The organism is Alloalcanivorax sp. C16-1, assembly GCF_046507805.1.
In the GTDB taxonomy this organism is placed as follows: domain Bacteria; phylum Pseudomonadota; class Gammaproteobacteria; order Pseudomonadales; family Alcanivoracaceae; genus Alloalcanivorax.
The window spans coordinates 82,321-107,452 of record NZ_JBKFTK010000001.1 but is presented as its reverse complement, the minus strand read 5'-3'; the positions used below and the strand labels follow the sequence as shown (position 1 = coordinate 107,452).

General features: G+C 66.2%; 24 protein-coding genes. 21 read left to right on the top strand and 3 right to left on the bottom strand.

Annotated features, from left to right (window positions below; translation table 11 throughout):
- The first annotated feature begins 60 nt into the window (after nt 1-60).
- The 7 genes from ACLD0W_RS00525 to ACLD0W_RS00495 all read left to right on the top strand — a co-directional run bounded on the left by ACLD0W_RS00525 (nt 61) and on the right by ACLD0W_RS00495 (nt 7,028).
- Complete coding sequence (locus ACLD0W_RS00525) at nt 61-1,023, top strand: alpha/beta hydrolase (protein WP_410305568.1); 963 nt, start codon at nt 61-63, stop codon at nt 1,021-1,023.
- 248 nt (nt 1,024-1,271) lie between these two features.
- Complete coding sequence (gene paoA / locus ACLD0W_RS00520; RefSeq protein WP_410305567.1) at nt 1,272-1,940, top strand: aldehyde dehydrogenase iron-sulfur subunit PaoA; 669 nt, start codon at nt 1,272-1,274, stop codon at nt 1,938-1,940.
- Nucleotides 1,937-2,890 carry an FAD binding domain-containing protein gene (locus ACLD0W_RS00515; RefSeq protein ID WP_410305566.1) on the top strand — a complete coding sequence of 318 codons (954 nt, stop codon included), beginning with the start codon at nt 1,937-1,939 and terminating at the stop codon, nt 2,888-2,890. Before paoA ends, ACLD0W_RS00515 begins: the two co-directional genes overlap by 4 nt.
- A gap of 3 nt (nt 2,891-2,893) precedes the next feature.
- A complete protein-coding gene (gene paoC, locus ACLD0W_RS00510) occupies nt 2,894-5,095 on the top strand; it encodes an aldehyde oxidoreductase molybdenum-binding subunit PaoC (RefSeq protein ID WP_410305565.1) in 2,202 nt (733 codons plus the stop codon).
- A 76-nt stretch (nt 5,096-5,171) separates the two neighbouring features.
- A complete protein-coding gene (locus ACLD0W_RS00505; protein WP_410305564.1) occupies nt 5,172-6,185 on the top strand; it encodes a DUF72 domain-containing protein in 1,014 nt (337 codons plus the stop codon).
- Between the two features lie 173 nt (nt 6,186-6,358).
- On the top strand, nt 6,359-6,715 hold the full coding sequence (locus ACLD0W_RS00500; RefSeq protein WP_410305563.1) for a toxin: 357 nt from the start codon (nt 6,359-6,361) through the stop codon (nt 6,713-6,715).
- 1 nt (nt 6,716) lies between these two features.
- Nucleotides 6,717-7,028 (top strand): helix-turn-helix domain-containing protein, encoded by a 312-nt coding sequence (locus ACLD0W_RS00495; protein WP_138770993.1) that lies wholly within the window; start codon nt 6,717-6,719, stop codon nt 7,026-7,028.
- Nucleotides 7,029-7,049: 21 nt separating this feature from the next.
- On the opposite strand, the gene ACLD0W_RS00490 is transcribed toward ACLD0W_RS00495, so the two are convergent.
- Both ACLD0W_RS00490 and ACLD0W_RS00485 read right to left on the bottom strand, forming a co-directional pair.
- Entirely contained in the window at nt 7,050-9,062 is a 2,013-nt protein-coding gene (locus ACLD0W_RS00490) for a carboxylesterase/lipase family protein (protein WP_410305562.1), read from the bottom strand.
- Between the two features lie 27 nt (nt 9,063-9,089).
- Nucleotides 9,090-11,090: a carboxylesterase/lipase family protein gene (locus ACLD0W_RS00485; RefSeq protein ID WP_410305561.1), complete on the bottom strand. Its 2,001-nt coding sequence runs from the start codon at nt 11,088-11,090 to the stop codon at nt 9,090-9,092.
- A gap of 261 nt (nt 11,091-11,351) precedes the next feature.
- Here ACLD0W_RS00485 and ACLD0W_RS00480 point away from each other — a divergent pair, with 261 nt between their 5' ends.
- From ACLD0W_RS00480 to ACLD0W_RS00435, 10 genes are all read left to right on the top strand, one after another.
- Nucleotides 11,352-12,170, top strand: coding sequence for a helix-turn-helix domain-containing protein (locus ACLD0W_RS00480; protein ID WP_410305560.1), 819 nt, complete (start codon nt 11,352-11,354; stop codon nt 12,168-12,170).
- Between the two features lie 109 nt (nt 12,171-12,279).
- Nucleotides 12,280-13,665 carry a diguanylate cyclase gene (locus ACLD0W_RS00475; protein ID WP_410305559.1) on the top strand — a complete coding sequence of 462 codons (1,386 nt, stop codon included), beginning with the start codon at nt 12,280-12,282 and terminating at the stop codon, nt 13,663-13,665.
- Nucleotides 13,666-13,718: 53 nt separating this feature from the next.
- Nucleotides 13,719-14,387: an alpha/beta hydrolase gene (locus ACLD0W_RS00470; RefSeq protein WP_410305558.1), complete on the top strand. Its 669-nt coding sequence runs from the start codon at nt 13,719-13,721 to the stop codon at nt 14,385-14,387.
- A gap of 93 nt (nt 14,388-14,480) precedes the next feature.
- Nucleotides 14,481-14,903 carry a hypothetical protein gene (locus tag ACLD0W_RS00465; RefSeq protein ID WP_410305557.1) on the top strand — a complete coding sequence of 141 codons (423 nt, stop codon included), beginning with the start codon at nt 14,481-14,483 and terminating at the stop codon, nt 14,901-14,903.
- Between the two features lie 34 nt (nt 14,904-14,937).
- Entirely contained in the window at nt 14,938-15,330 is a 393-nt protein-coding gene (locus ACLD0W_RS00460; protein ID WP_410305556.1) for a hypothetical protein, read from the top strand.
- A 12-nt stretch (nt 15,331-15,342) separates the two neighbouring features.
- Nucleotides 15,343-16,158 carry a nucleotidyltransferase domain-containing protein gene (locus tag ACLD0W_RS00455; RefSeq protein ID WP_410305555.1) on the top strand — a complete coding sequence of 272 codons (816 nt, stop codon included), beginning with the start codon at nt 15,343-15,345 and terminating at the stop codon, nt 16,156-16,158.
- On the top strand, nt 16,155-16,775 hold the full coding sequence (locus ACLD0W_RS00450; protein WP_410305554.1) for a DUF2185 domain-containing protein: 621 nt from the start codon (nt 16,155-16,157) through the stop codon (nt 16,773-16,775). The genes ACLD0W_RS00455 and ACLD0W_RS00450 overlap by 4 nt, the downstream gene beginning before the upstream one ends.
- Before the next feature lie 141 nt (nt 16,776-16,916).
- The gene (locus ACLD0W_RS00445; RefSeq protein ID WP_410305553.1) at nt 16,917-18,101 is read left to right on the top strand and encodes an alcohol dehydrogenase catalytic domain-containing protein; all 1,185 of its coding nucleotides are present in this window, start codon (nt 16,917-16,919) and stop codon (nt 18,099-18,101) included.
- Nucleotides 18,098-19,144: a proline racemase family protein gene (locus tag ACLD0W_RS00440; protein ID WP_410305552.1), complete on the top strand. Its 1,047-nt coding sequence runs from the start codon at nt 18,098-18,100 to the stop codon at nt 19,142-19,144. Before ACLD0W_RS00445 ends, ACLD0W_RS00440 begins: the two co-directional genes overlap by 4 nt.
- Nucleotides 19,145-19,266: 122 nt before the next feature.
- Entirely contained in the window at nt 19,267-19,623 is a 357-nt protein-coding gene (locus ACLD0W_RS00435; protein ID WP_410305551.1) for a thioredoxin family protein, read from the top strand.
- A gap of 47 nt (nt 19,624-19,670) precedes the next feature.
- Here the strand turns inward: ACLD0W_RS00435 and ACLD0W_RS00430 are convergent, their stop codons facing one another.
- A complete protein-coding gene (locus ACLD0W_RS00430; protein WP_410305550.1) occupies nt 19,671-20,723 on the bottom strand; it encodes a porin in 1,053 nt (350 codons plus the stop codon).
- Nucleotides 20,724-21,386: 663 nt separating this feature from the next.
- On the opposite strand from ACLD0W_RS00430, the gene ACLD0W_RS00425 reads away from it, so the two are divergent.
- From ACLD0W_RS00425 to ACLD0W_RS00410, 4 genes are read left to right on the top strand one after another with little or no spacing between them, the layout of a single operon-like run.
- Nucleotides 21,387-22,169, top strand: a complete 783-nt coding sequence (locus ACLD0W_RS00425; protein WP_410305549.1) for an IclR family transcriptional regulator — start codon at nt 21,387-21,389, stop codon at nt 22,167-22,169.
- Nucleotides 22,170-22,173: 4 nt separating this feature from the next.
- A complete protein-coding gene (locus ACLD0W_RS00420; RefSeq protein ID WP_410305548.1) occupies nt 22,174-23,541 on the top strand; it encodes an amidohydrolase family protein in 1,368 nt (455 codons plus the stop codon).
- Between the two features lie 27 nt (nt 23,542-23,568).
- Nucleotides 23,569-24,312, top strand: a complete 744-nt coding sequence (locus ACLD0W_RS00415) for an ABC transporter permease (RefSeq protein ID WP_410305547.1) — start codon at nt 23,569-23,571, stop codon at nt 24,310-24,312.
- Nucleotides 24,312-25,115 (top strand): ABC transporter ATP-binding protein, encoded by an 804-nt coding sequence (locus ACLD0W_RS00410; protein ID WP_410305546.1) that lies wholly within the window; start codon nt 24,312-24,314, stop codon nt 25,113-25,115. Before ACLD0W_RS00415 ends, ACLD0W_RS00410 begins: the two co-directional genes overlap by 1 nt.
- Nucleotides 25,116-25,132: the final 17 nt, after the last annotated feature.

Below are 25,132 nucleotides of genomic sequence, written 5' to 3'. Positions count from 1 at the left end.
AAGCCACTGCTGATCGCGCTGATTTTCAACTTGTGTTTGATCTCCACGGGAGGAGCCGACATGCCAAGCGATGCGAACAATTTCTACACCAGTGACCGGGTCACCGTGGAAAAGGTGACCTTCCCCAACCAATACCAGATGAAGGTGGCGGGCAACCTGTTCGTGCCCGAGGGGCTGGACCGCGACAGCGCCCATCCGGCCATCGTCGTGGGCCACCCCATGGGCGCGGTGAAAGAACAAAGCGCCAACCTCTACGCCACCAAGATGGCGGAGCGCGGCTTCGTCACCCTGTCCCTGGATCTGTCGTTCTGGGGCGAGAGCGAGGGCCGGCCCCGTCACGCGGTGTCGCCGGATCTCTACGCGGAGGCGTTCAGCGCCGCGGTGGACTTTCTGTCCAGCCAGGCGTTCGTGGACGAGCAGCGCATCGGTGTGATCGGCATTTGTGGCAGCGGCAGTTTCGCCATCAGCGCCGCCAAGATCGACCCGCGCCTGAAAGCGGTGGCCACGGTGAGCATATACAACATGGGCGCCGCCAACCGTAACGGGCTCAACCACGGTTTGTCCCTGGAACAGCGCAAGGCGATCCTGGAACAGGCGGCGAAACAGCGGCAGGTGGAATACAACGGCGGGGAAATCCGCTACACCAGCGGCACCGTGCATGAAATCACCGAGGACTCCACGGCCATCGAGCGCGAGTTCTACGATTTCTACCGCACGCCGCGCGGCGAATACACGCCGGAAAGCTCGTCCCCGGCGCTGACCACCCACCCGACGCTGTCCAGCAACGTGAAGTTCATGAACTTCTACCCATTCCAGGACATCGAGACCATCTCTCCCCGGCCGATGCTGTTCATCACTGGCTCCGAAGCGCACTCCATCGAGTTCAGCCGCGACGCCTACGCCCGCGCCGCCGAGCCCAAGGAGCTGCTGGAGATTCCCGGCGCCGGCCACGTAGACCTCTACGACCGGGTGGGGCTGATTCCGTTCGACAAGCTGGACGCCTTCTTCAGCGATCACCTGTGAGCGGCGCGCTCAGGCCGGGTGACCGTCCCTGCGCTGGTTGACCACGCACAGCCCGCCGACGATGGCGGGGCGCCGCTCACCGGCGCCGGGAAGCGTCAAATTTTACTTCTATTTATCCGCTGCCAACGGAGAGCCGAAGTCTTTTCGGCTATGGTGAAACCGTTAGTAGTGAAAGATGCCCAGACCTTGCAAGCGGGTGGTGTCGCCGCGATGGCCCGCCGCCCCGCCAGCCCGAAGGATCGCTGATCATGTCCAAGCTCTCACGATTCAGAATCACGCGCCGCGATCTGCTGATCGTGGGCGCCGCCACCGCCGCGTCCCTGGGCTTGCCGAAACTAGCGTTTGGCCAGTCCGGGAGCGCCACCAAGGCAGCCGGGCCGGGTGCGTCGGGCGGTGCGGCGGGCACCACTGCGAAGGTGGATTTCCGCGTCAATGGCCAACCGCGCACCGTCACCGCCGATACCCGCGTCACGCTGCTGGACGCGCTGCGTGAGCATCTGCAACTGACCGGCACCAAGAAGGGCTGCGACCACGGTCAGTGCGGCGCCTGCACGGTGATGGTCAACGGTCGCCGGATCAATTCGTGCCTGTCGCTGGCGGTGATGCACGAGGGTGACGAGATCACCACCATCGAAGGACTCGGCACGCCGGAAAACCTCGACCCGATGCAGGCGGCGTTCATCGAGCACGACGGCTATCAGTGCGGCTACTGCACACCGGGGCAGATCTGCTCCGCCAAGGCCACGCTGGAAGAAATCCGCGCGGGCATTCCCAGTCATGTGAGTGGTGATCTGACCGCGCCCATGGTGGTGTCGGCGGCGGAGATTCGTGAGCGGATGAGCGGCAACATCTGCCGCTGCGGCGCCTACGCCAACATTCTGGAAGCGGTGCGCGACGTGGCCGGGGAGACGACATGAGAGCCTTTACCTACGAGCGCGCCGCGTCGGCGCAACAGGCGGCCTCGGCGGCGGCCTCCGCGGACAACGCCCGGTTCATCGCCGGCGGCACCAACCTGCTGGACCTGATGAAAATCGAGGTGGAAACGCCCACCCATCTGATCGATGTGAACGGTCTGGGTCTGGACACCATTGAAGAGACCGGGGAAGGCGGGCTGCGCATCGGCGCGCTGGTTCGCAATACCGATCTGGCGGCGGATCCACGGGTGCGGCGCGATTACGCGGTGCTGACCCGCGCCCTGGTGGCCGGCGCTTCCGGCCAGTTGCGCAACAAGGCCACCACCGGCGGCAACCTGCTGCAACGCACCCGTTGTCCGTACTTCTACGACACCAATATGCCCTGCAACAAGCGCCAGCCCGGCGCCGGTTGCGCCGCCCTGGACGGCGGCGCCAGCCGCCAGTTGGCGATCATCGGTGCCAGCGAGCATTGCATCGCCACCCATCCCAGCGACATGGCGGTGGCCATGCGGCTGCTGGACGCCCAAGTGGAAACGGTGGACGCCCGGGGAGGACGCCGCTCGATCCCGCTGGCGGACTTCCACACCCTGCCCGGCGACACGCCGCACGTTGAATCGGTACTCGATAAAGGCGAGTTCATCTCCGCCGTGACCTTGCCCAAGCCGCTGGGTGGTAAGCACTTCTACCATAAGGTGCGCGACCGGGCGTCCTACGCGTTCGCGCTGGTATCGGTGGCGGCGGTGGTGCAAGCGGACGGCAGTGGCCGGGTCGCGCTCGGCGGCGTGGCACCGAAGCCATGGCGTGACGAACGGGCCGAGGCCGACTTGCCCCAGGGGGCCAAGGCGGTGATGGCGAAGCTGCTGGACGGCGCCCGCCCGACCCACGAAAACCGGTTCAAGGTCACGCTGGCCGAACGCACCCTGGCCGCCGTGCTCGCGGAAGCGAAGGAGTAACCCATGCGATTCGACAAACCCGCGGGCGACAATGTCGCCGATCGGCAGAAGGTGTTGGGGCAGCCCTGGCAGCGCATCGACGGCCCGCTGAAAACCACCGGCACCGCGCCCTACGCTTACGAGCGCCATGATGTGGCCAGGGGCCAGTTGGTCGGGTATCCGGTGGGCGCCGCCATCGCCAAGGGGCGCATCACATCCATGGACACCCGGGCGGCGAAAGCGTCGCCGGGCGTGGTGGCGGTGATCACCACTCTGGACATGGATCGCCTGCCGAAAGGGCCGATGAACGTGGCCTATCTGTTCGGCGGTGACGAGGTTCAGCACTACCATCAGGCCATCGCGGTGGTGGTGGCGGAGACCTTCGAGCAGGCTCGCGCCGCCGCCGCCCTGATCCGTACCGATTATGACGAAGACAAGAGCGCGCACTTTGATCTGGCGGAGCGGTACCGGGTGCATCGCGACGACGAGGTGGAACCGATGGCCAGGGTCGGTGACTTCGACAGCGCCTACGCCGGCGCCCCGGCGAAAATCGACGCCACCTATACCACTCCGGGGCAGTGTCACGCGCAAATGGAGCCGCACGCGTCCATCGCTGAATGGAAAGACGGGCAGCTGACCCTGTGGACCGCCAACCAGATGATCGAATGGAGCAAAAAGGCCTTGGCCAAGGCGTTCGATCTGCCGGCGGATAAAGTACGTCTGGACTCGCCGTACATCGGCGGCGGCTTCGGCGCCAAATTGTTTCTGCGCGCCGACGCCGTGCTGGCGGTGGCGGCGGCCCGGGCCACCGGACGACCGGTGAAGGTGGCGCTGCCGCGTCCGATGATCGCCAACAACGCCACCCATCGGGCGCAAACCATTCAGCGTATCCGCATCGCCACGGACGCGGACGGTCGCATCCTCGCCATCGGCCACGACAATACCAGCAACACCTTGCCCGGCGGTGACGGGGAAAACGGCGCCGCTCCCACGGAACATTTCTACGCCGGTGAGAACCGCCTGCTCCGTGATCAGCCCCTGGAGATGCACCTGCCGGAGAGCAACGCCATGCGCGCCCCCGGGGAAGCCGCCGGGCTGATGGCGCTGGAAGTGGCCATGGATGAGATGGCGGAACAGCTGGACATGGACCCGGTTGAGTTCCGCGTGCTCAACGACACCCAGGTGGACCCGGGCAAGCCGGAGCGCCGTTTCTCCGAACGCCACTTCGTGGAATGTCTGCAACAGGGCGCCGATGAGTTCGGCTGGTCCGAGCGCAATCGCAAGCCCGGCCAGCGCCGTGACGGTGCCTGGCTGATCGGTCACGGCGTGGCCGGCGCCTACCGGGGGGCGCCGGCCCAGGCGTCCGGTGCCCGGGTGGCGCTCAAGCCGGACGGTCGCGTGCGCGTGGACACCGACATGACCGACATCGGCACCGGCTCCTACACCATCATCGCGCAGACCGCGGCGGAGATGCTTGGCGTCGCCGTGGACGCGGTGGAGGTGGGGCTCGGCGATTCCGACGCGCCGGTATCCGCCGGCTCCGGCGGCCAGTGGGGCGCGGCCAGCGCCACCGCCGGCGTGTACGCCGCCTGCGTGGTCCTGCGCGAACGGATCGCGGAACGGCTCGGCGCCGACCCGGCGACACTGGAGTTCGTGGACGGGCAGGTGCGCCATGGCGGCGAGAACACACCGCTCGCCGGCCTGGCCGGCGACCGCGAACTGGTGGCCGAGGACCAGATCGAGTTCGGCGATTTCCGCGACAAGGATTACGTGCTGGCCACCTTCGGGGCGCACTTCGTTGAGGTGGGCGTGCACGCCTACACCGGGGAGATCCGTGTTCGTCGGATGCTGGCGGTCTGCGATGCCGGCCGTATCCTCAATCCGATCACCGCCCGCAGCCAGGTGATCGGCGGCATGACCATGGGCGTGGGCGCGGCTTTGATGGAAGAGCTGAAGGTGGACACCCGCCGGGGCTTTTTCGCCACCCACGACCTGGCCAGCTACGAGGTGCCGGTGCACGCCGACATCCCCGAGCAGACCGTGATCTTTCTGCAAGGGGAAGACCGGTACTCCTCGCCGCTCAAGGCCAAGGGCGTGGGCGAGCTGGGCATCTGCGGTGTCAGCGCCGCCGTGGCCAATGCGGTCTACAACGCCACCGGCGTGCGCGTGCGGGACTATCCCATCACCCTGGACAAATTTCTCGACCAGTTGCCCCGGCCGGCCTGACCCGGAGGCCGGCGTGGCTTGATTCGCGCGCCGGCTTTCGTACCCTTGATGGCTCCTTGATCGCCCCCGGTCTTCGATGGATCACTCACCGCCTTTTACCGCTTCCCTGTTCGACGATGACGGCAGCCTGCCACCGGTGGTGGGCGCCGCCGACCCGGATCCGGCCCTCGCGCCCCTGGCGGGCGCCCTGCCGCCGCGACTGTGGTTGGGCACCTCGTCCTGGCATTACCCGGGCTGGGCGGGCCGGGTTTGGGACCGGACCTACACGGAAGAACAGCTGTCCCGCCACGGCCTGCCGGCCTACGCCCGCCATCCGCTGTTTGGCGCGGTGGGGCTGGACCGGGGCTTTTACCGGCCGCTGACCGTGGAGCAATACGCGGCGTACGCCGCCCAGGTGCCGGCGGATTTCCGGTTTGTGGTGAAAGCGCCGGGGCAGGTCACCGATGCCCTGCGGCGCGGCCGGGGCGGGCAAGGGCTGCAGCCCAATCCGGATTTTCTCGACCTGGAACTCGCCTGGCGGGATCTGGCCGCGCCGGCCGGGGAGGGGCTGGGCGACAAACTGGGTGCGCTGGTGCTGCAGATCAGCCCGCTGCCGGCGGTGTGGCTGAACGATATGGCGCCGGTGATCGAGCGACTGCACGGCCTGCTCCGGGCCCTGCGCGTGCGCGCCCCGGCGGCGCTGCTGGCGGTGGAGGTGCGTGATCCGCACTGGCTGACGCCGGACTTCGTGGCCGCGCTCAAGGATACCGGCGCCACCTATTGCCTGGGCCTGCACGGCAAGATGCCACCCATCGCTGAGCAGCTGCCGATCTTGCGCGCGCTCTGGCCGGGCCCGCTGGTGTGCCGCTGGAACCTCAATCTCAAGCACGGCGCCTACGGCTACGAAACCGCCCGCGACCAGTACGCGCCCTACGACAAACTGGTGGACCCGGATCCGGACACCCGCGCCGCCCTGGCGCGGGTGATCGCCGGCACCACCGGCGCCGGCTGGCCGGCCTTCGTCACCCTCAGCAACAAGGCGGAGGGCAGCGCGCCGCTCTCCGTGGCCGCTCTGGCGGAAGCGGTGCTGGCCGCCGGCGGGTCGCGCTGATCGCAACCGGCCGACGTCAATCAGGGCGATCGGCTGACATTCCTGCTCTTTGATTTCCTACAACACCACGGGCCATCGCCCGACTCCGCCGCTGTTGCCGCCTGCGTACATTAAGCACCTGGATGGTCCATCCTCGCGGGTGGGGGTTTATTTGTACGCAGGGAGCGTATAGTATGCGAGCGGTATTCGTGGAGTTGACGCCATTCCGGCGCCACCGGGCGGCGTATCTGGACGAGGACACCTATTGGCTGCTGCAGCGGATTCTGATGCTGCATCCCGAGGCCGGCCCCCGAATTCCGGGCACTGGCGGATTGCGCAAGTTGCGGTTCGTCGATGAACGGCGCGGCAAGGGCACGCGCGGTGGCTTGCGGGTGATCTATTACTGGTGGCCCACGGGCGCTCAGTTCTGGTTGTTCACGCTCTACGGCAAGGACGAGGCCGAGGATTTGACGCCGGCGGAGCGCCGGGCGCTAAGGTCTCTGCTGAAAACGGAGCTGATGGCCCGGCGTAACCCGACAGGAGGACCATGACATGAAGCGGGATCTGTTCGCGGAATTGAAGGAAGGCTTTCAGGAACTGGAGGCGCAGCGTCAGGGCAAGCTGACGCTGCGTGGTCAGGAGGCGCGGCTGGCGCCGGTGGCGTCCATCGACGCCGATGACCTGCTGGCACTGCGCGAGCGCCTCAACCTGTCCCGGGCGGTGTTCGCCATGTACCTGCGCACCAACCCCCGCACCCTGGAAAACTGGGAGCAGGGCCGCGCCCGGCCCAACGCCCAGGCCGCCACCCTGATCCGTTTGATCGAACGCTACCCGGACACCCTGGAGCGCCTGGCCGGGTTGTAGGCGTGCCGGCCAGGATCGGGTTTACTCCAGCCCCATCGCCGCTTCCACGCCGGTTTCCACGGACAGCCCGGTGTCCTGGCGGATTTCCAGGTAGCTGTCGTTGGCCAGCGTGTAGGCGGGCCAGTGCAGGTCGTCGGGGCTGGGGTCGCCGGTTTTGGCGAAGTTGGTCCACATGGTCATCATCCGGTCGCTGACCGTTTCGTCGTTCTGGTCGTAGCCCATGGACAGATACAGGTCCACCGGATCGCCCTGGGAACCGGTGACGCCATTGCCGTTGAGATCGCCGATCACCGGCCGTTGGCCTTCTGGCGTCAGCACCAGCCCGAGCAGGAAGTTCTGCACCAGCCCGGCGGGATGGTTGAACAGGTAGGGCAGCTCGCAGCCATGGCAGCTGCGCAGGCCCAGGTCTTCCCAGCCCGGCGGCACCCGGGTGAACTTGTAGATGTACTGGTTGGACTGGTAGGCCGCCGAGCGTTGTTCCAGCCACACCGGCAGGGCGCCGCGCAGGTGCGGGTAGTCACCGGCGGTGACACCGGCCATCAGCGGCACGTCGCCGGGCAGGCCGTCGATCACGTTCTGGTGGTAGGTTTTGGTTTGATAGAAGTGGTCCACGTTGGGCCGGTAGGTCTGCCTGGGAATCTCGCCGGCGCGGTCGGCGTCGGTAAAGGCGGTCCAGGGCAGGGCGCGGGCCTGTTCCAGAGTCGCCACGCCGACCCGCTCGAACAACGCCTGGCCGATGGCCTCGGATTCCGCCAGGGAGTCGTTGGGGGCGCTGTCTTCCTCCAGCGGCGCGAAGCCGCTCATGACGATGGCCTTGTGGAACAGGCCGGCGGCTTGCGGTGAGTTCATCAGTGAGTAGGTTTTACCGCCGCCCCCGGACTGGCCGAAGAGGGTCACGTTGTCCGGGTCGCCGCCGAAGGCGGCAATGTTGTCGCGCACCCATTCCAGGGCCATCACCAGATCCATCTGGCCATAGTTGCCGGAGCCGTTGTAGCCGCTTTCCTCGGTAAGGGCCGGGTGGGCGATGTAGCCGAACGGGCCCAGGCGATGATTGACGGTGACCAGCACCACGCCCCGGGTGGTCAGGCTGTCCGGGTTGTTGTACTGCTCGGAGTTGCCGGACAGGATGGCGAAGGCGCCGCCGTGGAACCAGACCATCACCGGCAGGCCGTCGGCGTTTTTCGGCGCGGTCACGTTCAGGTACAGCGAGTCCTCGCTCATGCCCCCTTCGTTGATGCTTTCCAGGGCCGGGTCCTGGGCGGACTGATCGGCCCAGTCGGTGGCTTCACGCACGCCCTCCCAGGGCCGAGGCGGCACCGGCGGTTTCCAGCGCAGCTCGCCGAGGGGCGGCGTGGCATAGGGGATGCCGAGAAACTGCCAGGTCCCGTTGTCGGCCTCGAAGCCGCGCAGTTCGCCGCCGGTGGTGGTCACCTGTTTGCGCGGGCCGCTGCCACGGATGAAATGCGCCAGCGCCGATTCGGCGGCGCGTACCCGCCGGGGGCGTGGATCGGTGTCGTCGAACAGCGCCTGCTGATTGAGCTGGCCCAGCAGCGGCTGCAGGTCGGTCCGGAAGGTGGCGGTGTCGCGGCTGAAGTCGATCTCCGCCGCGTGGTCGGAGACCACCCCGGCGATGGCCTCGCTGATCTGGATGCCGTTGTTCAGGTCGCCGTCCTGGTCCAGGGTCTGCAGCAGGATCAGTTTGTTGTGCACCTCCGTTTGGTCGGCCGTCCCGGCGCCGTCGGTGATGCTCAGCGGCGTCAGTACCCCGGCGCCCCGGGCGCCGCCCAGGGCCAGCTCGCCGATAAAAAAGCTCACCGTGTCACCGTCCCGGTAGCGGAACCGGCCCAGGGCATCGGTGACGGCGGCGTCCCGGTCGCCGGCCCGATAGCCGAGCCCGGCCACCGGGCCGTCCATGAAGGTGCCCTGGCGGCTGGCGCCGCCGGAGGAAGGGCTGTCACTGTCGCCGCCGCAGCCGATCAGCGCCAGCGGCGCGAGCACCAGGGCCAGGCCGGTTATTCGTGCGATGGATCGCATGTCGTTCTCCTCGATTCTTATTGTTCGTCAGTCGTCCAGGACCGCGCCCAGGCCGCTTTTCACCTCTGCGTCGGCGCTGATTTCCACATAGCTTTCGGTGGCTCCGTCATAGAGCGGATAGGTCAATTCGCCGGCGATGTCCGGGCTGCCGGTTTTGGCGAAGTTGGTCCAGATGGTGAGCATCCGGTCGATCACCTGATCGTCGGTGGCGTCGAAGCCCGCCGACGCCAGAATGTCCGCCGGGTCGCCCTGGGAGCCGCTCACGCCGTTGCCGTTCAGGTCGCCGATCACCAGCGACTGGCCGGTGGCCGGGTCGATCACCAGCCCCAGCAGGTAATGGGTAACCACGCTTTCCGGCATGTTGAAGGTGTAGGCCAGTTCCGCCGCGTGGTACGCCTGCACGCCCCGGGCTTTCCAGCCGGCGGGCTGGTGGGTGAAGTAAGTGGCGTAGTGATTGGCCGAGCACAGCGGCGCCATCCACGGGAAGACGTTAATGGCGGTGCTGGTGGGGTCCGGCGTGTCGTTGGCGTTGACACTGAACATAAAGGGCACGTCGTTCTGGTTGCCGGACTCGAACGCCACCCGCTCCGTGTAGGGCAGGTAGTAATTGTCCACATTGGTATAGGGGGTCAGGGCGGCGGCGGCGGCCACCACCTGGCGCCAGTCGGCGCCGCGCATGTCCTCCAGGGAAGCGGCGCCCAGGTTGGTCTGCAACTGGCTGCCGATGGCTTCCGCGTCGGCCAGGCTACGGGTGTCGGGGATCAGGGTGCCGCTCTGGCTGATGGCCCGGTGGAACAGGCCGGCGGCCCGGGGCGAGGCCATCAGCGACAGGGTTTTCCGGCCACCGCCGGACTCCCCGAAGATCGTCACCTTGTCCGGGTCGCCGCCGAAGGCGGCGATATTGTCCTGGACCCACTCCAGGGCGGCGATCAGATCCATCTGGCCGTAGTTGCCGGAACCGTTGTAGCCGCTCTCCGCGCTCAGGTCCGGGTGGGCAATGTAGCCGAACGGTCCCAGCCGGTGATTGACGGACACCTGCACCACGCCCCGGCTGGCCATCGCCTCCGGATTGTTGAAGGGGTGGGTGTTGCTGGTCAGGGCGGTGAAGCCGCCGCCGTGGAACCAGACCATCACCGGTAGCCCTTCGGCGTCCTTGGGCGCGGTGACGTTGAGATAGAGTGAGTCCTCGCTCATGCCGCCTTCGCCGAAGCGTTCCAGGGCGGTGTTCTGCGCCGCCTGGTCGCTCCAGGCCACCGCCTGACGCACCCCTTGCCAGGGCTCCGGTGCCACCGGCGGCTTCCAGCGCAGCGCGCCCAGGGGCGGTTGGGCGTAGGGAATGGCCAGGTATTGCCAGGTCCGCTCGTTGCCTTCGAAACCGAGCAGCCGGCCGCCGGTGGTGGCCACCTCATGGCGGGGGCCGGCGGCTCTCAGAAAGGTGTCGCGGGCGTCCGCCGCCGACGTCAGCGGGCGCGGGCGCGGGTCCGTGTCGGAGAAGGCGCCGGCCTGTTCCAGGGCGGTGACGACGTCCTGCAGGGCACTGTTGAAGGCCGCGCTGTCCTGGGTCGGGTCCAGGCTGGCGGCGGCGTTGGAGACGCTCTGGCGGATGGTGTCGGTAAGCTGAATGCCGTTATTGAGATCGCCGTCCGCGTCCAGGCTGTGCAGCAGCACCAGGGTATTGGCCGCCGGCGTGCCCAGGACGGCCCCGTTCTCGCCGCCCAGGTCGGTTTCGGTGAGCCGCGCGGAGGGGTCGCCCTGGCCCAGGGTCAAGGCACCGATGGCGAAGGTCAGGGTGGTGTCGCCGGTATAAACGAAGCGGCCGTCGGCGTCGGTGGTGCGCGTGGCGCCATCGCCCTGGCGGTAGTCCAGCCCGGCCACCGGGATGGCGCCGAACACGCCGCTGCGTGACTGGGGGGCCGGGTCGTGATGCGAGGATGAGCCGCCGCAACCGGCCATCATCAGCGCCAGCGAGGTGATGGCGGTGGCGCCAAAGCCATATCGCCGGCGATTGTGAAGAGCGCTTATTTTCATAGTCATGAACTCCCTTTTGTTATTTTTCGCGGAAATGAGAACCGGCGCGCATTGCCGTCGAGGCGCAGTCCGGTTTCTTTCCGGTGTCGAACATTCAGGGTGGCGTATGCGCAAGCGGAAGGATTGAACGGTTTTGCCTCACATCACCGGACGGCGGCCGCCGCACCGCAAAAACGTACAAGGTGGACCGTTTGAGACATGGGCTATGATGACCGGTGGGCTCTATGCCGGCGGCCCCCGCCGCCGCGAAGGAGAACAGCCATGGCGTTGAGAAGCGTGCCTGGCGACGGCCCCGGCTTCGGGCTGCTGTCGCACCGGGTCAAGGATCACGTGTACATGATCGGGCGGCGCGGTTTTATCTATACCGCGCCCTGGATCAACACCAGCACCACCCGCCCGCCGTCGGCGGCATTGCTGCTGGCGGTGGGAAACGGCCGTTTCGCCGTGAACGCCGGCGGTCGGGAAATTCAGGCCGGCGCGGTGCTGATTCCGCCGTTCGTGCCCCGCGCCCTGATTGCCCGGGACGTGCCGGTGGTGGGGTTCCACGTCACGCCGAGTTCCTGCTGTTATGACCGGCTTACCCAGCTGGCGGCGGGTCGAGTGCGCCCCCTGGAGCGGGAATGGTTCAGCGACTTCGACGGGGATCTGGACGCGCTGTTTCACGGTCATTATCCCGCCGCCGGCGCGCCGGCGCTGTATCAGGCGGTGCTGCGGGAGCCGTTCCGCCACCTGCGGGCAGCGGCCCACGGCGACCCGCGCGGCCCGCGCATTCGCGCGCTGCTGGAACAGCAACCGGAATTGAGTCTCTCGCAACTGGCCGAACAACTGGGCATGTCGTATTTCTGGGCGTCGCGGCTGATGCGCGAGGTGTTTGGCATGTCGTTGCGCGATTACAAAGCCTGGCGCAAGCTGCAGCGCGTGTTCGAACTGCTGCACTCGCGCCGCAGCCTTACCGACATCGCCCACGCCGCCGGCTTCACCGATTCCGCGCACCTGTCGCGGACCTATCAGCGCTGGTTCGGCCAGCCGCCGTCCTACAGCCGTAACCGCAATCACGTGCGCATTGTTCGTTGTTGGTAAGCACCGCCCACACCGCCGGGTTGGTGTTCCACCGCCGCCAGGGTTTTGACAATGGCCGCCGGACGTTGAAGCATTGCTGCCGAGACGAACGTGAGACGGTCACTCGAATATGAACAAAGCTTCCATGGCGCCTCTGGCCTACGTGTCGCCGACCCTGCTGGCGGACTTTTTCGATCACCTGCCCGAAGCGGTGGTGGTGGCGGACGCGGAGCGGCGCATTCGTTATGCCAACCCGGCCGCCGAGGAGCTGTTCGGCTACCGCGGGGATGAGTGGATCGGGCGGCAAACATCGATGCTCTACGCCACCCCCGACGATTTCGCCGAGCAGGGCGAGAAGCGCTACAACCGGTTCAGCCGTATTGGGATGCAGGCCTACCGGATCCGCTACCGGTGCGCCGATGGCACCGTGTTTCTCGCCCACACGTCCGGCGGAACGATGCGCGACGAGCGCGATCAACTGCGCGGCTTCATCGGTTTGATCCGGCCCGCCGAGGCGGCGGAGAAAACCGTCGACACTTTGCAGCGCCTGCACGCCATCACCGCCAGCCCGGCGCTGGACGAGGCGGCGCGTATCGATGCGATTCTGTCGCTGGGGGCCCGGCATTTCGGCCTGGATCTGGCGGTGCAGTCGCGGATTCGCGGCGAGGATTTCCGCGTCGAGCATTGCCTGGACCCGGCCAGCGGCATCAACCCCGGTGATTCCTTCGAGCTGTCCGGCACCTACTGCGTGCACACCCTGAAGGCCCATGAGCCGATCGGCTTTCATCATGCCGGCGAAAGCGAAATCCGTGTGCACCCCTGTTACCGGGAGTTCGGCCTGGAAGCCTATATCGGCTGCCCCATTCAGGTGGACGGCGAAGTGTACGGCACCCTGAACTTCTCCTCCCTGAATCCCTGCCGCCCGTTCTCCCGGGACGACCTGATTTTCATGCAACTGTTGGCCGACAGCGTGGGCCATGAGATCCATCAACAAATCATGCGCAAGCAGCTCAGCGCCCAGGCGCGCACCGACGAGCTCACCGGTCTGTCCAACCGGCGCGCGGTAATGGAAACCCTGGAGTGGCAGGTGGCCCACTCGCAGCGCTCCGGTTTGCCGCTGTCCGTGCTGTTGCTGGATCTGGATTATTTCAAACGCATCAACGACACCTGGGGCCACGGCGCCGGGGACGCGGTGCTGCGTGCCTTCGCCCGGTTGCTGATGGGCGTCGGTCGGGAGGTGGACCTGTGCGGGCGTCTGGGCGGCGAGGAGTTCATCCTGATGCTGCCGGACACCACCGTCGAAGGCGGCCGGGCGGTGGGCGAGCGGCTGCGCCAGCTGCTGGCCGGCACCACCATGGCGGTGTCCGCCGAAGAGCGGATCACCACCAGTCTCAGCGGTGGCCTGGCCGCCTTGACCCGCGGCGATACCGTGGAAAGCCTGCTGAAGCGCGCGGACCAGGCGCTCTACGCCGCCAAGCAGGGCGGCCGTGACCGTATTTGCGACGCGTCTTCCTGACCGGTTCGCCGTGCTAGCATGCAAGGCCTTTCACGCTGCCACCCGGATATCTGATGAGCGCTTCCCGCGAAACCCTGGATCTCGACGGCCCGGCGGGCCGCCTGCGGTTGACCCTGGACCATCCCGCCGGGGCGCCCCGCGGGCTGGTACTGGTGGGGCACCCGCAGCCGGTGTTGGGCGGGTCGCCGCGCCATCCCGTGCCCCACGCCCTGGCCCGCGCCCTGCGCGACGCCGGCTGGCTGACGGTGCGCCCGGCGTTTCGTGGCGTGGACGGCTCCGACGGCGAACACGACGACGGCGAGGGCGAGACCGACGACACTTTGGTGATGATCAAGGCCCTGCGCGGGCGCTGGCCGGACCTGCCCCTGGCGCTGGTGGGATTCTCGTTCGGTGCCTGGGTGTTCGCCCGCGCGGCGGCGCGGCTGGAGCAGCCGGTGGCGGCCCTGGCCCTGCTCGGCATGCCGGTGGGGCAGGTGCCCGACGGCCGCTATTACGCGCCGGTGACGGTGCCCGCCGGTGCCCTGCTGCTGCACGGCGAAGACGACGAACGGGCGCCGCTGGCGGATCTGCTGGCGCACCTGCGCGCCGATCGCCACCCGGTCACCGTGTTCCCGGGGACGGATCACTTTTTCAAGGGCTGCCTGCCGGCGGTGGCGGCGCGGGTGGTGGATCATTTGCGGCTGGCCCCGGGAACGACCTGTGTTGCACCGGCGGGTGCGTGAAGGTGATACCCTGGAGCTTCACCAACCCGGCGGCACTTCCCCGACCTGACGCCGGAACACCTGAATAAGGAACACTGATGGGAGCCATGCCCCATGAGCGATGAGCAATCCCCCTGGCGCTGCGCGCGGGGCCGGGCTTACGATCCGTTCCCGGTGCTGGACGCCCTGGCCGCCGGTGACGCCGGCGCGCTTGAGCGCCTGCGCGACCACCTGGTGTACCAGGGCAAGGTGGGCACGGCCTCCTACGCGGCGGTGCCACGGCTGGTGGACGCCGGCCAGCTGGCGCTGGTGGCGGCCATCGAACTGGGCCGCGAGGAAGACGGCGCGCCCTCCCTGCCGACCGCCCTGCGTACGCCCTATCTGCGTGCCGTGGAGCACGCCCTGGAGCGGGTGCCCGGCGACAGCGAGGGCCTGCAGGCCTGGTATTCCCTGCACGCCGCCCGGCGCGGCCATCGCGAACTGGCGCGGGCGCTGCAATTCATGGATCGACGCGAGATTCTCGCCCGCCACGGCTGAGCCACGCGCCCGGCCCGACGGCAAGGAGCCGCCTATGAACCCGGCCCAGGTTACCTTTCACGCCCGCTCCGTGGTGCTCGATCACCCGGAGGGCTTCTGCTATCTGCTGGGGTTCGCCGACGACCCGGACAACCCGCAGCGCTACCTGGTACTGCAGCGCGATTTCGAAGCCCTGGAAGCGGTGGAAGAGGCGCCCGGCTATTACCTGGAGTGGTGCGATCCGGAGCACGGCGGCTGGGGCGGCGTGGACACCGTCACCCAGACCGCCGATACCGTGACGCTGACCTTCGAGGCGGCGGTGGGAGAAATGCTGGGCCTGCGTTGTCTCACCATTACCTTCGACGCCGGCGGCGTGGATGATGCCACTCTGTCGGCTCGGCTGCGGCGGATGTTCCGCGACTGCGGCGTACAGCTTTCTCTTCTTTAGATCCGCACTATTATGACGAACGACCCTGAGCAAGGACCCATCGACCCGCTGATCCGTGAAGAGATCATGGCGCGTCTGGCGGCCGCCGAGCGCGAACACGGAGTGCGCATTCTGATGGCGGTGGAATCCGGCAGCCGCGCCTGGGGCTTCCCGTCGCCGAACAGCGACTATGACGTGCGTTTCGTCTATGCGCACCCGCGCGACTGGTATCTGTCCCTGGATGTGGAAGACCGCCGCGACGTGATCGAATACGACATCACCGACGACATCGACCTGAACGGCTGGGACCTGCGCAAGGCGCTGAAGCTGTTCGCCAAATCCAATCCGTCCTTCGTGGAATGGATTCAGTCGCCGATCGTCTATCGCGACGAGAGCGGCTTCGCCGAGCGCGCGCGGGCGCTGCTGCCCCGGGTGTACGCGGTGGACAGCGGTGTGTTCCACTATCTGAGCATGGCCGACAAGAATTACCGCGGCTATCTGAAGGCTCAACTGGTGCCTCTGAAAAAATACTTTTACGCGCTGCGGCCTCTGTTGGCGATCCGCTGGCTGGAACGCTTCCGCACGCCGGCGCCCGTCGAGTTCGACCGGCTGCGCGCGCTGGTGGCGGACAATACTCCGGTCAACAAGGACATCGAGCGTTTGCTGGCGCGCAAACAGCGCAGCCAGGAGAAGGAATTCGTGCCGGCGATGCCGGCGCTCAACGACTTTATCGAGCAGGAACTGTCCCGGTTTTCCCGCTATCAGGCCAAGGGCGACGCGCCGGCCGGCGGCGATGCCGCGGCGCTCGATGCTTTTTTTCGCGACTGTCTGCCCGGGGAGGCCCCATGACAACACCCAGCTGGCATCTGGACGACGTTCAGATCATTGCCAACGAAAACCCCTATACGTTCCACAAGCCGTCGGTCACGGCGGTCCAGAGTCTGATGCCCGGCGACCGGGCCAAGCTGGTGTTCATGCTCCATTCCGACGATCCGGACGCGCCCACCGGCGAACGCATGTGGGTGGAGATCGTGCGCATCGAGGAAGGCGTGTTCGACGGCCGGCTGGCTAACCGGCCTCTCTATATCGAGGATCTGGTGCCGGGGGACGCGGTGCGCTTCGAGGCGCGGCACATCATGGATGTGAGCGTGGACGACCCGGAGCCGTCGCTGGCGAAGCAGTACGCCCAGTACTGCCTGGTGTCCCGGGACGCCTATGTGGAAGGCGGCAACGTGGGGTTCATGTATCGCGAGCAGCCGGTGGACGAGAACGACAGCGGCTGGTGCTTTATGAGCGGTCAGGAAAGCGAGGACTACCTGAACGACCCGGCCAACGTGCTGAACATGCCCCTGGGCGTGATACTGGCCGAGGACGACAGTTTCGTGGCGTTGCTGTCCTGGCCGCCGGAGGTGGCCTTCGAGCGCACCGAGGACGGTACCTTCCGGGAGGTGTCGATGCCTGAATAGGCGTCACCGGCGCGATGCCCACGGAGGGGGAAAAGCGCACGGTTCGCGACCTTGAAATTCGCCGTCGGGCTATCAGGTGAAGGGGAAAGTGATCACGTAAGCAACGGATCCCGTAACCCATCCCGTGCAAGGAGGTCGAGTATGGTTGCCCCCATCGGAAACCATCCATTGCCCGATCACCAGGCGGCCATGGTCCTCACCGGCCACGGCGGCCTGGACAAGCTGGTCTACCGCGACGATCTGCCGGTGCCGCGCCCCGGGCCCGGTGAGGTGCTGGTGCGGGTCACCGCCACCGCCAAGAACAACACCGACCGCAAGGCCCGCGAAGGGCTCTACCCCACCAAGGACCGGGATGAGGTGGCGTCCTTCCAGATGGGCGGTTCGCCGACTCTGACGTTTCCTCGTATCCAGGGCGCCGACGTGGCCGGTCGCGTGGTGGCGGTGGGCGAGGGCGTCGACGCCGGCCGCATCGGTGAACGGGGGCTGCTGGATTTCAACCTGTACCCGGACACCCGACGGGATCTGAATCTGACCCCTGACTATTACGGCCACGGCGCCGACGGCGGCTTCGCCGAATACGTCGCCGTGCCCGCCGATCAGTTTCATGCCGTGGGGCGGCCGGACCTGGCCGACGCGGAGCTGGCGGCGCTGGGCATGTGCTCTTACCAGACCGCTTACCACATGCTCACCGCCGCCGGCGTTCAGGCCGGCGAGCGGGTGCTGGTGACCGGCGCCAGCGGCGGCGTGGGCACCGCGCTGATTCAGCTGTGCCGGATTCTCGGTGCCATTCCCTACGCGTTGAGTACGCCGGACAAGGCCGAGGATCTGCGCGCCCTGGGGGCCGAGGCGGTGCTGGACCGCTCGCGCATGGAGGACTTCACCGACGCCGTCAAGGCAGTGACCGGCGGCGCGCCACTGGACGCGGTGATGGATCTGGTCGGCGGCACCTTCACCGACCGTTTCATCGACGCCATGATTTTCGACATGGCGGCGCGCCACAGCTACCCGAGGCTGAGCATCGCCGGTGCCAGCGGTGGCAACGTCAGCGAGATGCTGTGGACGCGCATCTATCTGTATCAGGTGCAGGTGTTCGGGGTGTCCCACGGCACCCGCGAGGAAGCCGAACAGCTGATCCACTGGATCCGTGACGGCGCCCTGCAACCGGTGCTGCACGGCGCCTTCCGTCTCTCCGATCTGCACCGGGCGGAACGCTACTTCGTGGCGCGCGGCAGCCGCTTTCTGGGCAAGATCGTGATCGTGCCCGACGCGCAGTGGGACACCCACGGGGCGCCGTTCGCGTTGCCCCGGCAAGAGGACGCGCCATGAAGGACCAACTGACGCTGCAACTGCTCGACACCCACGCCGGCGGCGATGTGAGCCGCATCGTCACCGGCGGCGTCGACCCGCTGCCCGGCGACACCGTGCGCCGGAAAATGGAATACCTGCGTGACGACGCGGACGGCCTGCGGCGATTGTTGCTGGAGGAGCCCTACGGCGCGCCGGAGATGTCCGTGGACCTGATCGTGCCGGCGTCGGACCCGCGCGCGGAGGTCGGCTACATCATCATGGAGGTGATGGGCTACCCGATCTATTCCGGCTCCAACACCATCTGCACCGCCACCGCCCTGCTGGAAAGCGGGCTGATCGCCAAGCGCGAGGGGTTGCAGAGTTTCATGCTGGAATCGCCGGCCGGGCTGGTGCACATCGACGCCCGGGTGGAGAACGGCCGGGTGGAGGCCATCACCTGCGGTGGGCTGCCCAGTTACATCGACACCCATCGTGCCTCCATCCATGTGCCGAGCCTGGGCGAGGTCACCTACAGCGTCGCCTACAGCGGCGGCTTCTACGCGTTGGTGGACGCCGGCGAGCTGGGTTTCCATCTGACCCGCGACGAAGAGGCCGACCTGGCCCGCTGCGCCGGCGCCATCGTCGAGGCGATCCAGACCCGGCGCGGCTTTTCCCATTACGCCCTGGGCGATGTGGGCCCGCTGCCGTTTCTGCACTTCATGGGGCCGGAAGAGCGGGTGGCCGATGATTACTACCGGTCCCGCTCCGCCACCTACGTGCACCCCGGCGTGATCTGCCGCAGTACCACCGGTACCGGTACCTCGGCGCGGCTGGCATTGATGCACCACGAAGGACGCATCCGGCCCGGCGACCGTCTGGAAACCGTATCGTTGCGGGAGTCCGGTTTCGTCGGCGAGTTTCTGGGGGTGGATACCCTGGGTGAGCGCGGCCACGACGTGGTGCGCAACACCATCACCGGCAAGGCGCACATTCTGGCGCGCTCGGAAACGGTGGTGAATTGCGATGATCCGATGGTGTCCTGCGCCGGGCTGCACCACATCCTCTCTTCCCGGTCTTTATAGTGTTTTGCAAAGCCCCGGTTTCCGTGGGCGGCGATGGCCCTCACACTGGATGTCACTTCGCGCGTTCTTGTAGCGCGCGTTCTCGGAGCACGTAAGACGGCTGAACAATGAAAGGAGGCACCATGTACAGCGCTGAATACGCCACCAACCACCCCACCCGTGATGAGATTCAAGGGATTGTCGAGCCCACCGTGCTGGAGTTCGGCAGCCCGGATTGTCCCTACTGCCAGAAGACCGAGCCCATGGTGAAGGCCGCGTTTCAGGACTTTCCCGGCATCAGCCACGTCAAGCTGGCGGATCACCAGGACAAAATGCTGGGCCGCGCGTTCAACGTGGAAAAGTGGCCGACGCTGATCTTTATTCAGGAAGGGCGGGAAGTGAGCCGCCTGGTGCGGCCGGAGAATGAGGACGCGATTCGCGACCACATGGAAGACATCGACGCCAACCCGGCGCGCAGTGCACAAAGCGGCGGCTCCTGAGGGAGCCGCCGAAAGTGGATCAATAAAAGTGGACCGCTGAACGCGGCTTAGAACTTGAAGCGGCTGCCGACGCCGTAGGTGTTGCCGTCGCCGGTGTCTTCCAGGTCGTCGTGCATGTAGGCGACGTACACGTCCAGTACCTCGTTGAACGGGTAGTCGTAGCCCACGGTCCAGGTGTCACGCTCGGTGTCGCGGCTGCCGCTGTAGTCGGTCTGGGCGTAGGAGGCGAGGGCGAAGCCCTTGCCCACCGGTACCGATACACCGGCCTGGCCGGTATCGGTGTCGATATCGCCACCGGCGGTGCCGGTTTCCAGCTGCTGCCAGGACGCGAAGACCTTCACCACCCCGAAGTCGTAGCTGGCGCCGGCCATCAGACCGTCCTGCTCCAGGGCGCCCAGCGCGCCCGCGTCACCCACGCCGCCGTTGGTGTCGATGGCGCCTTCCTCAATGCTGTGGCCGGCGGCGGTCAGCATCAGGCCGCCGTTCCGGTAGGTCAGGCTGCCGCCCACGCGGTTGGCGCCGCTGTCCCCTTCCTGCTCACCGAACGCGTACATCAGATTGGCGGTCACGCCGCCCATGGTCGGTGAGGTGTAGGACAGCGCGTTGGCCCAGGCGGAGTCACCGGCGATGGGGCCGTTGTTGCCGCCCAGGAAGGAGTGCTGAATCAGCGGCGAGAAGCCGAAGGCGCCGCCGAACGGGTTGGAAATCAGCGTCGGCACGAACATGGGCGCGGTGCTGCGGCCCGCTTTCAGGGTACCGAAATCCCCCACCACGCCGATGTAGGCGTTACGGGCAAAGAACTCATCGCCACCGTAGCGGCGGTCTTCGCCGGTGTCCGGGCGCAGGAAGCTTTCCACCACGGCCACGCCTTTCATGCCATTGGGCAGGTCGGTGCTGACCTTGGCACCCAGGAAGGAGGTGGTGAAGCCGCCGGCATCCAGCTTGGCGGTGCTGCCGTCGCTGCCCGGCAGCTCCTTGCTGCCGGCCCAGACGTCGAGCACGCCGTAGAAGGAGGCTTCGGTATCGGCATGGGCCAGGCCGCTGAGCGCGGTCAATGAAGTGGCGGTCGCCAGCAGGGTGGTGTGCAGAGTGCGTTTCATGAGTGGTTCCTCTTATTCGAATGGGTCGTGCGGGCCGGCTCAGGCGGTCCGGATCGCCGCTTTTCTTCTTGCATACAAGAATCGTCATCGTCGGGCCAGACAGGTCTCCCGCTGTCAAATATAGCCCGTTTTGGTGCACTCCCTGCGAACAAAAAGCCCGGTAAAACCGCCTGTACTCAATGTTTGGCGGTGTTTATTGCGCGTTCTATGGGGGTATCGACTCGAATAGAGCGGTATAGAAGGCTGAAAGGCTTAGTGTTTTTAGTCTAACTCTCTGTTTTTAATTGGTTTTTCTCTCTTTTGTTTTTATGGGTTCGGGGAAAGCTAATCATGTATACATGGTCGAATCAAGGTAGGCGCTGGATTCGTCTTGTCCTCTGGGAACATCGGCGGCTGGAGCCATACCTTGAGCGAGGGGTGGCGGGTCGGTCCGGAGGCGTGCTCCGATGTCTTTTTAGGGTCAACTTTATTGTCTTTATTGTCCGGAAATGCGGGACAAAAAATATGATTTATTATTGAGCAGTATCATAAGGCGAACAGGGTTTTTTTAAAAAATCATAAATAACAATGAGTTAAGTCTATTTTTCCACATTTGACATCCCGAAATGCGGGCGAGCATCTTAAGGGGACACTTAGCGGTGATTCGTCATGTGGGACATAAGAATGAGTAAAGACAACGCTTCCTCGCTGGATCGGGTGCTCGACATACTGCTGCTGTTCGCCGGCCACGGGCACGTGGTGACCCGCACTGAGATCGAACGGCGTTTCGGCCTGTCACGCAGCTCCGCCTACCGTTACCTGCACACCCTGCGCCGCCGTGGCCTGATCACCGGCATGGCGCGCAGCGGCGAGTACGTGCTCAGCCCCGGGTTTGCCCGGCTGGTGGCCCTGACCGAGGAACACGGCCGGGATATGGGCGCCCTGGTTCGTCCCATCCTGCGGGAACTGGCCGGCATGACCGGTGAAACCGCCCTGGTCACCCATCGGGTCGGCGAACGGGTGCTCTGCGTGGGGTTCCAGGAGGGGCCCCGGGTGGTGCGGGTGGGGCTGGCGCCGGCCCTGGATACGCCGCTGTACGTGGGGTCCTCCGCCAAGGTGCATCTGGCGCACATGCCGGAGTACGACATCCAGCGTGTGCTCGACCATTGCGCCACCCTGGGTCCCGATCAGTGGACCGGTGACGTGGCGCGCCTGGAACAGGAGCTGCGCGACGTCCGCGAGCGCGGCTACGCCACCAGCGCCGGCGAACTGGAGACCGGTGTGTTCAGCACCTCGGTGCCGGTGTTCTGCCACGACGGCTCCCTGCTGGCGGCGGTCACCGTGGCCGCCGTGGGCGACCGGGCCGAGAACCCGGAGAACGGTCTGCTCGACCACCTGCGCATCGCCGCCGCCCGCATCACCCGCGAATGGCCGCGCTCGCAGCACAGCGCCCGGCAGGCGGGCTGATCCGATGACCACCACCTTGTTCAGCGGCGGTCACGTCCTGACCCAGGACGCCGAAGGCCGGGAATACCGCGACGGTTGCGTGCTGGTCCGCGACGACCGGATCGCCTTCGTCGGCGCCGCCGCGGATCGGCCGATGGAGCCGGTGGACCGGGTCATCGACGTCACCGGCAAGCTGGTGATGCCGGGGCTGATCAATGGCCACTCCCATCTGTGCATGGTGTTCGGCCGTACCCTGGGCCCGGAGAAGCGACTGCTGGAGTGGCTCGACGTGCAGATGCCGCTGATGGCGGCGTTCGACCAGGAAGCCATGTACGTGGCACAGATGCTGGGTTGCCTGGAGAACCTCAAGAACGGCAACACCACGGTGGTGGAAAACCTGTTTTCCACCCACCCGGATGACTACCTGCCGGAAGATGCCGCCTTTCAGGCGATGCGCGATGCCGGCATCCGCGGCACGGTGGCGCGGGCTTTCGAGGGGCGCCATTTTCATCCCGACTTCATGGAAACCCTGGACCAGCAGGCGCGCCGGGTGACCGACCTGGCGCACCGCTGGCAGGGCGCCGCCAACGACCGCCTGCGGCTGGCCATCGGACCGCTGCTGCCCTGGTGCATGACCGAGGAGATGTACCGGGAAACCCGCGCCCTGGCGGACGACCTGTCCCTGTGTCTGCACATGCACGTGGCGGAGTCGCCGGAATTCAACCAGCTGATCGCCCGGCACTTCGGGCGTGATATCCGCCAGGTGGAACTGCTCGACGAAACCGGTTGCCTGGGCCCGGACGTGCAGGTGGCGGCGGTGTCGGATGTGTCCGCCCACGAGATCGAGCTGCTGGCGCGCAGCGACACCCGTGTGCTGCTGGACCCGCCCACGCGGCTGTTCTGGGGCACCGGTTTTCCAGCGTTGAAACCGTTCCTGGACGCGGGGCTCACCTGCGGCCTGGCCACCAACGGGCCGGCCGCCAACTGCGGCCAGGATCTGTTCGAAAGCATGAAGTACGCCTGCGCCACCGCCAAAACCGCCGCCAATGATCCGTTGGCGCTGAGCCGCCACCGGGTGCTGCGCATGGCCACCAGCGAAGGCGCCCGCGCCATCGGCCGGGACGGCCAGGTCGGCCGCCTGGAAGCCGGTTTGAAAGCGGATCTGATTACCGTCGATCTACGACAACCGCACCTGTCTCCCAATCTGGATACCCAGGCGGCGCTGGTGTTCAGCGCCAAGGGCACGGACGTGCGCGACGTGATGGTGGACGGCCGGCTGCTGATCGAGAACCGCAAACCACTGTTTATCGACGAGGCCGCGTTGTTGCGCCAGGCCGAGGAAATCGCCCGGCGCTGCCTGCGCGTCGCCGGACTCTCTCACTTATGTCCATGAAACACCCATATCAATAAGGAGAACTCAGTGTTCGTTAAGGTGGGATCCATCATTGCCGCGGTACTGGCGTGGCTCGGGCTGTCCTTTCTGTTTCCGGAAACGATTCTGCCCGGGCCGTTCCAGACGACAATGGTGCTGGCGGAAAACTTCGCCAACGGGGATATCTTTCAACATCTGTTCGCCACGCTGGGACGGGTCCTGGGCGGCCTCGCGCTGGCCATGGCGATCGGCATTCCGGTGGGCGTGATCATGGGCGTCAACCGGTTCGCCGAGAAAACCCTGGATATCTGGGTGATGGTGGCGCTGACCGTGCCCAGCCTCTGTTACGCGATCTTCGCGTTCATCTGGATTGGCCTCAATGAAACCGCCGCCATCGTCGCCATCGGCCTCACCTCGGCGCCGTCCATCGCCATCAATCTGTGGGAAGGGGTCAAGAACATCGACACCCGCCTGTTCAAGATGGCCAAGGTCTTCAACGCCTCGCGCTGGGTGATCATCCGCCGCGTGCTGTTCCCCCAGGTACTGCCCTACATCATGGCGTCCCTGCGCTTCGGCCTGGGCATCGTCTGGAAGATCACCGTGCTGGTGGAGCTGCTCGGTCGCCCGGACGGTGTCGGCTTCGAACTCTTCTACTGGTACCAGCTCGCCGACATGCAGCAAGTGCTGGCGTGGACCCTGCTGTTCACCATCGTGATGCTCTTCATCGAGCTGGTCATCCTGCAAAACATGGAGCGCAAATTGTTCTCCTGGCGTCCCAAGGTGAAGATCTAATGGATAAAGGAATCAGCATCAAAGGCCTGGTCAAGGACTACCCGGGCCATCGTAAAGGCGAGCGTGGCCAGCGGGTACTCAATGGCCTGGATCTGACCATCGCCGACAACGAATTCGTGTGCATCCTCGGCCCGTCCGGGTGCGGCAAGTCGACCCTGCTGAATACGCTGTCCGGTCTCGATAACGACTACAGCGGCGAGATCAGCTTCGGCGGCCGTCCGGTGGCCCGCAACGGCAAGCCGCCGGTGAAGATGGGCTACCTGTTTCAGGATCCGCGCCTGCTGCCCTGGCTGACCGCCGAGCGTAACGTGGACTTCGTGCTGGAAAACTCCGACGTGCCGAAAAGCCGCTGGGCGGAGATCAAGAATCATTACTTCGCGCTCACCGGGCTGGAAGCTTTCCGGCATCACTATCCCCACGAACTGTCCGGCGGCATGGCCCAGCGTCTGTCGCTGGTGCGCGCCCTGGCCATCGAGCCGGACGTGCTGTTCATGGATGAACCGTTCAGCGGGCTCGACGAACTCACCGCCCGGCGCATGCGGGTGGACCTGCTGGATATCTGGAGCCGCACCGGCAAGACCATTCTGTTCATCACCCACAACAGCTACGAGGCCACCTTTCTGGCCGACCGGGTGGTGGTGCTTTCCCAGGGCAACATCCGCGAGGAGATTCGCGTGGAAGTGCCCCGTCCGCGGGATTACGACGACCCCGCCCTGTTCGACATCAGCAAGCAGGTATCCGCCAACTTTATCGCCGCCGCCGAAGAAGCGGAGCGGGCGCGCCTGCAACAACAAGCCGGCTGACCCCGGCCCTACTACAA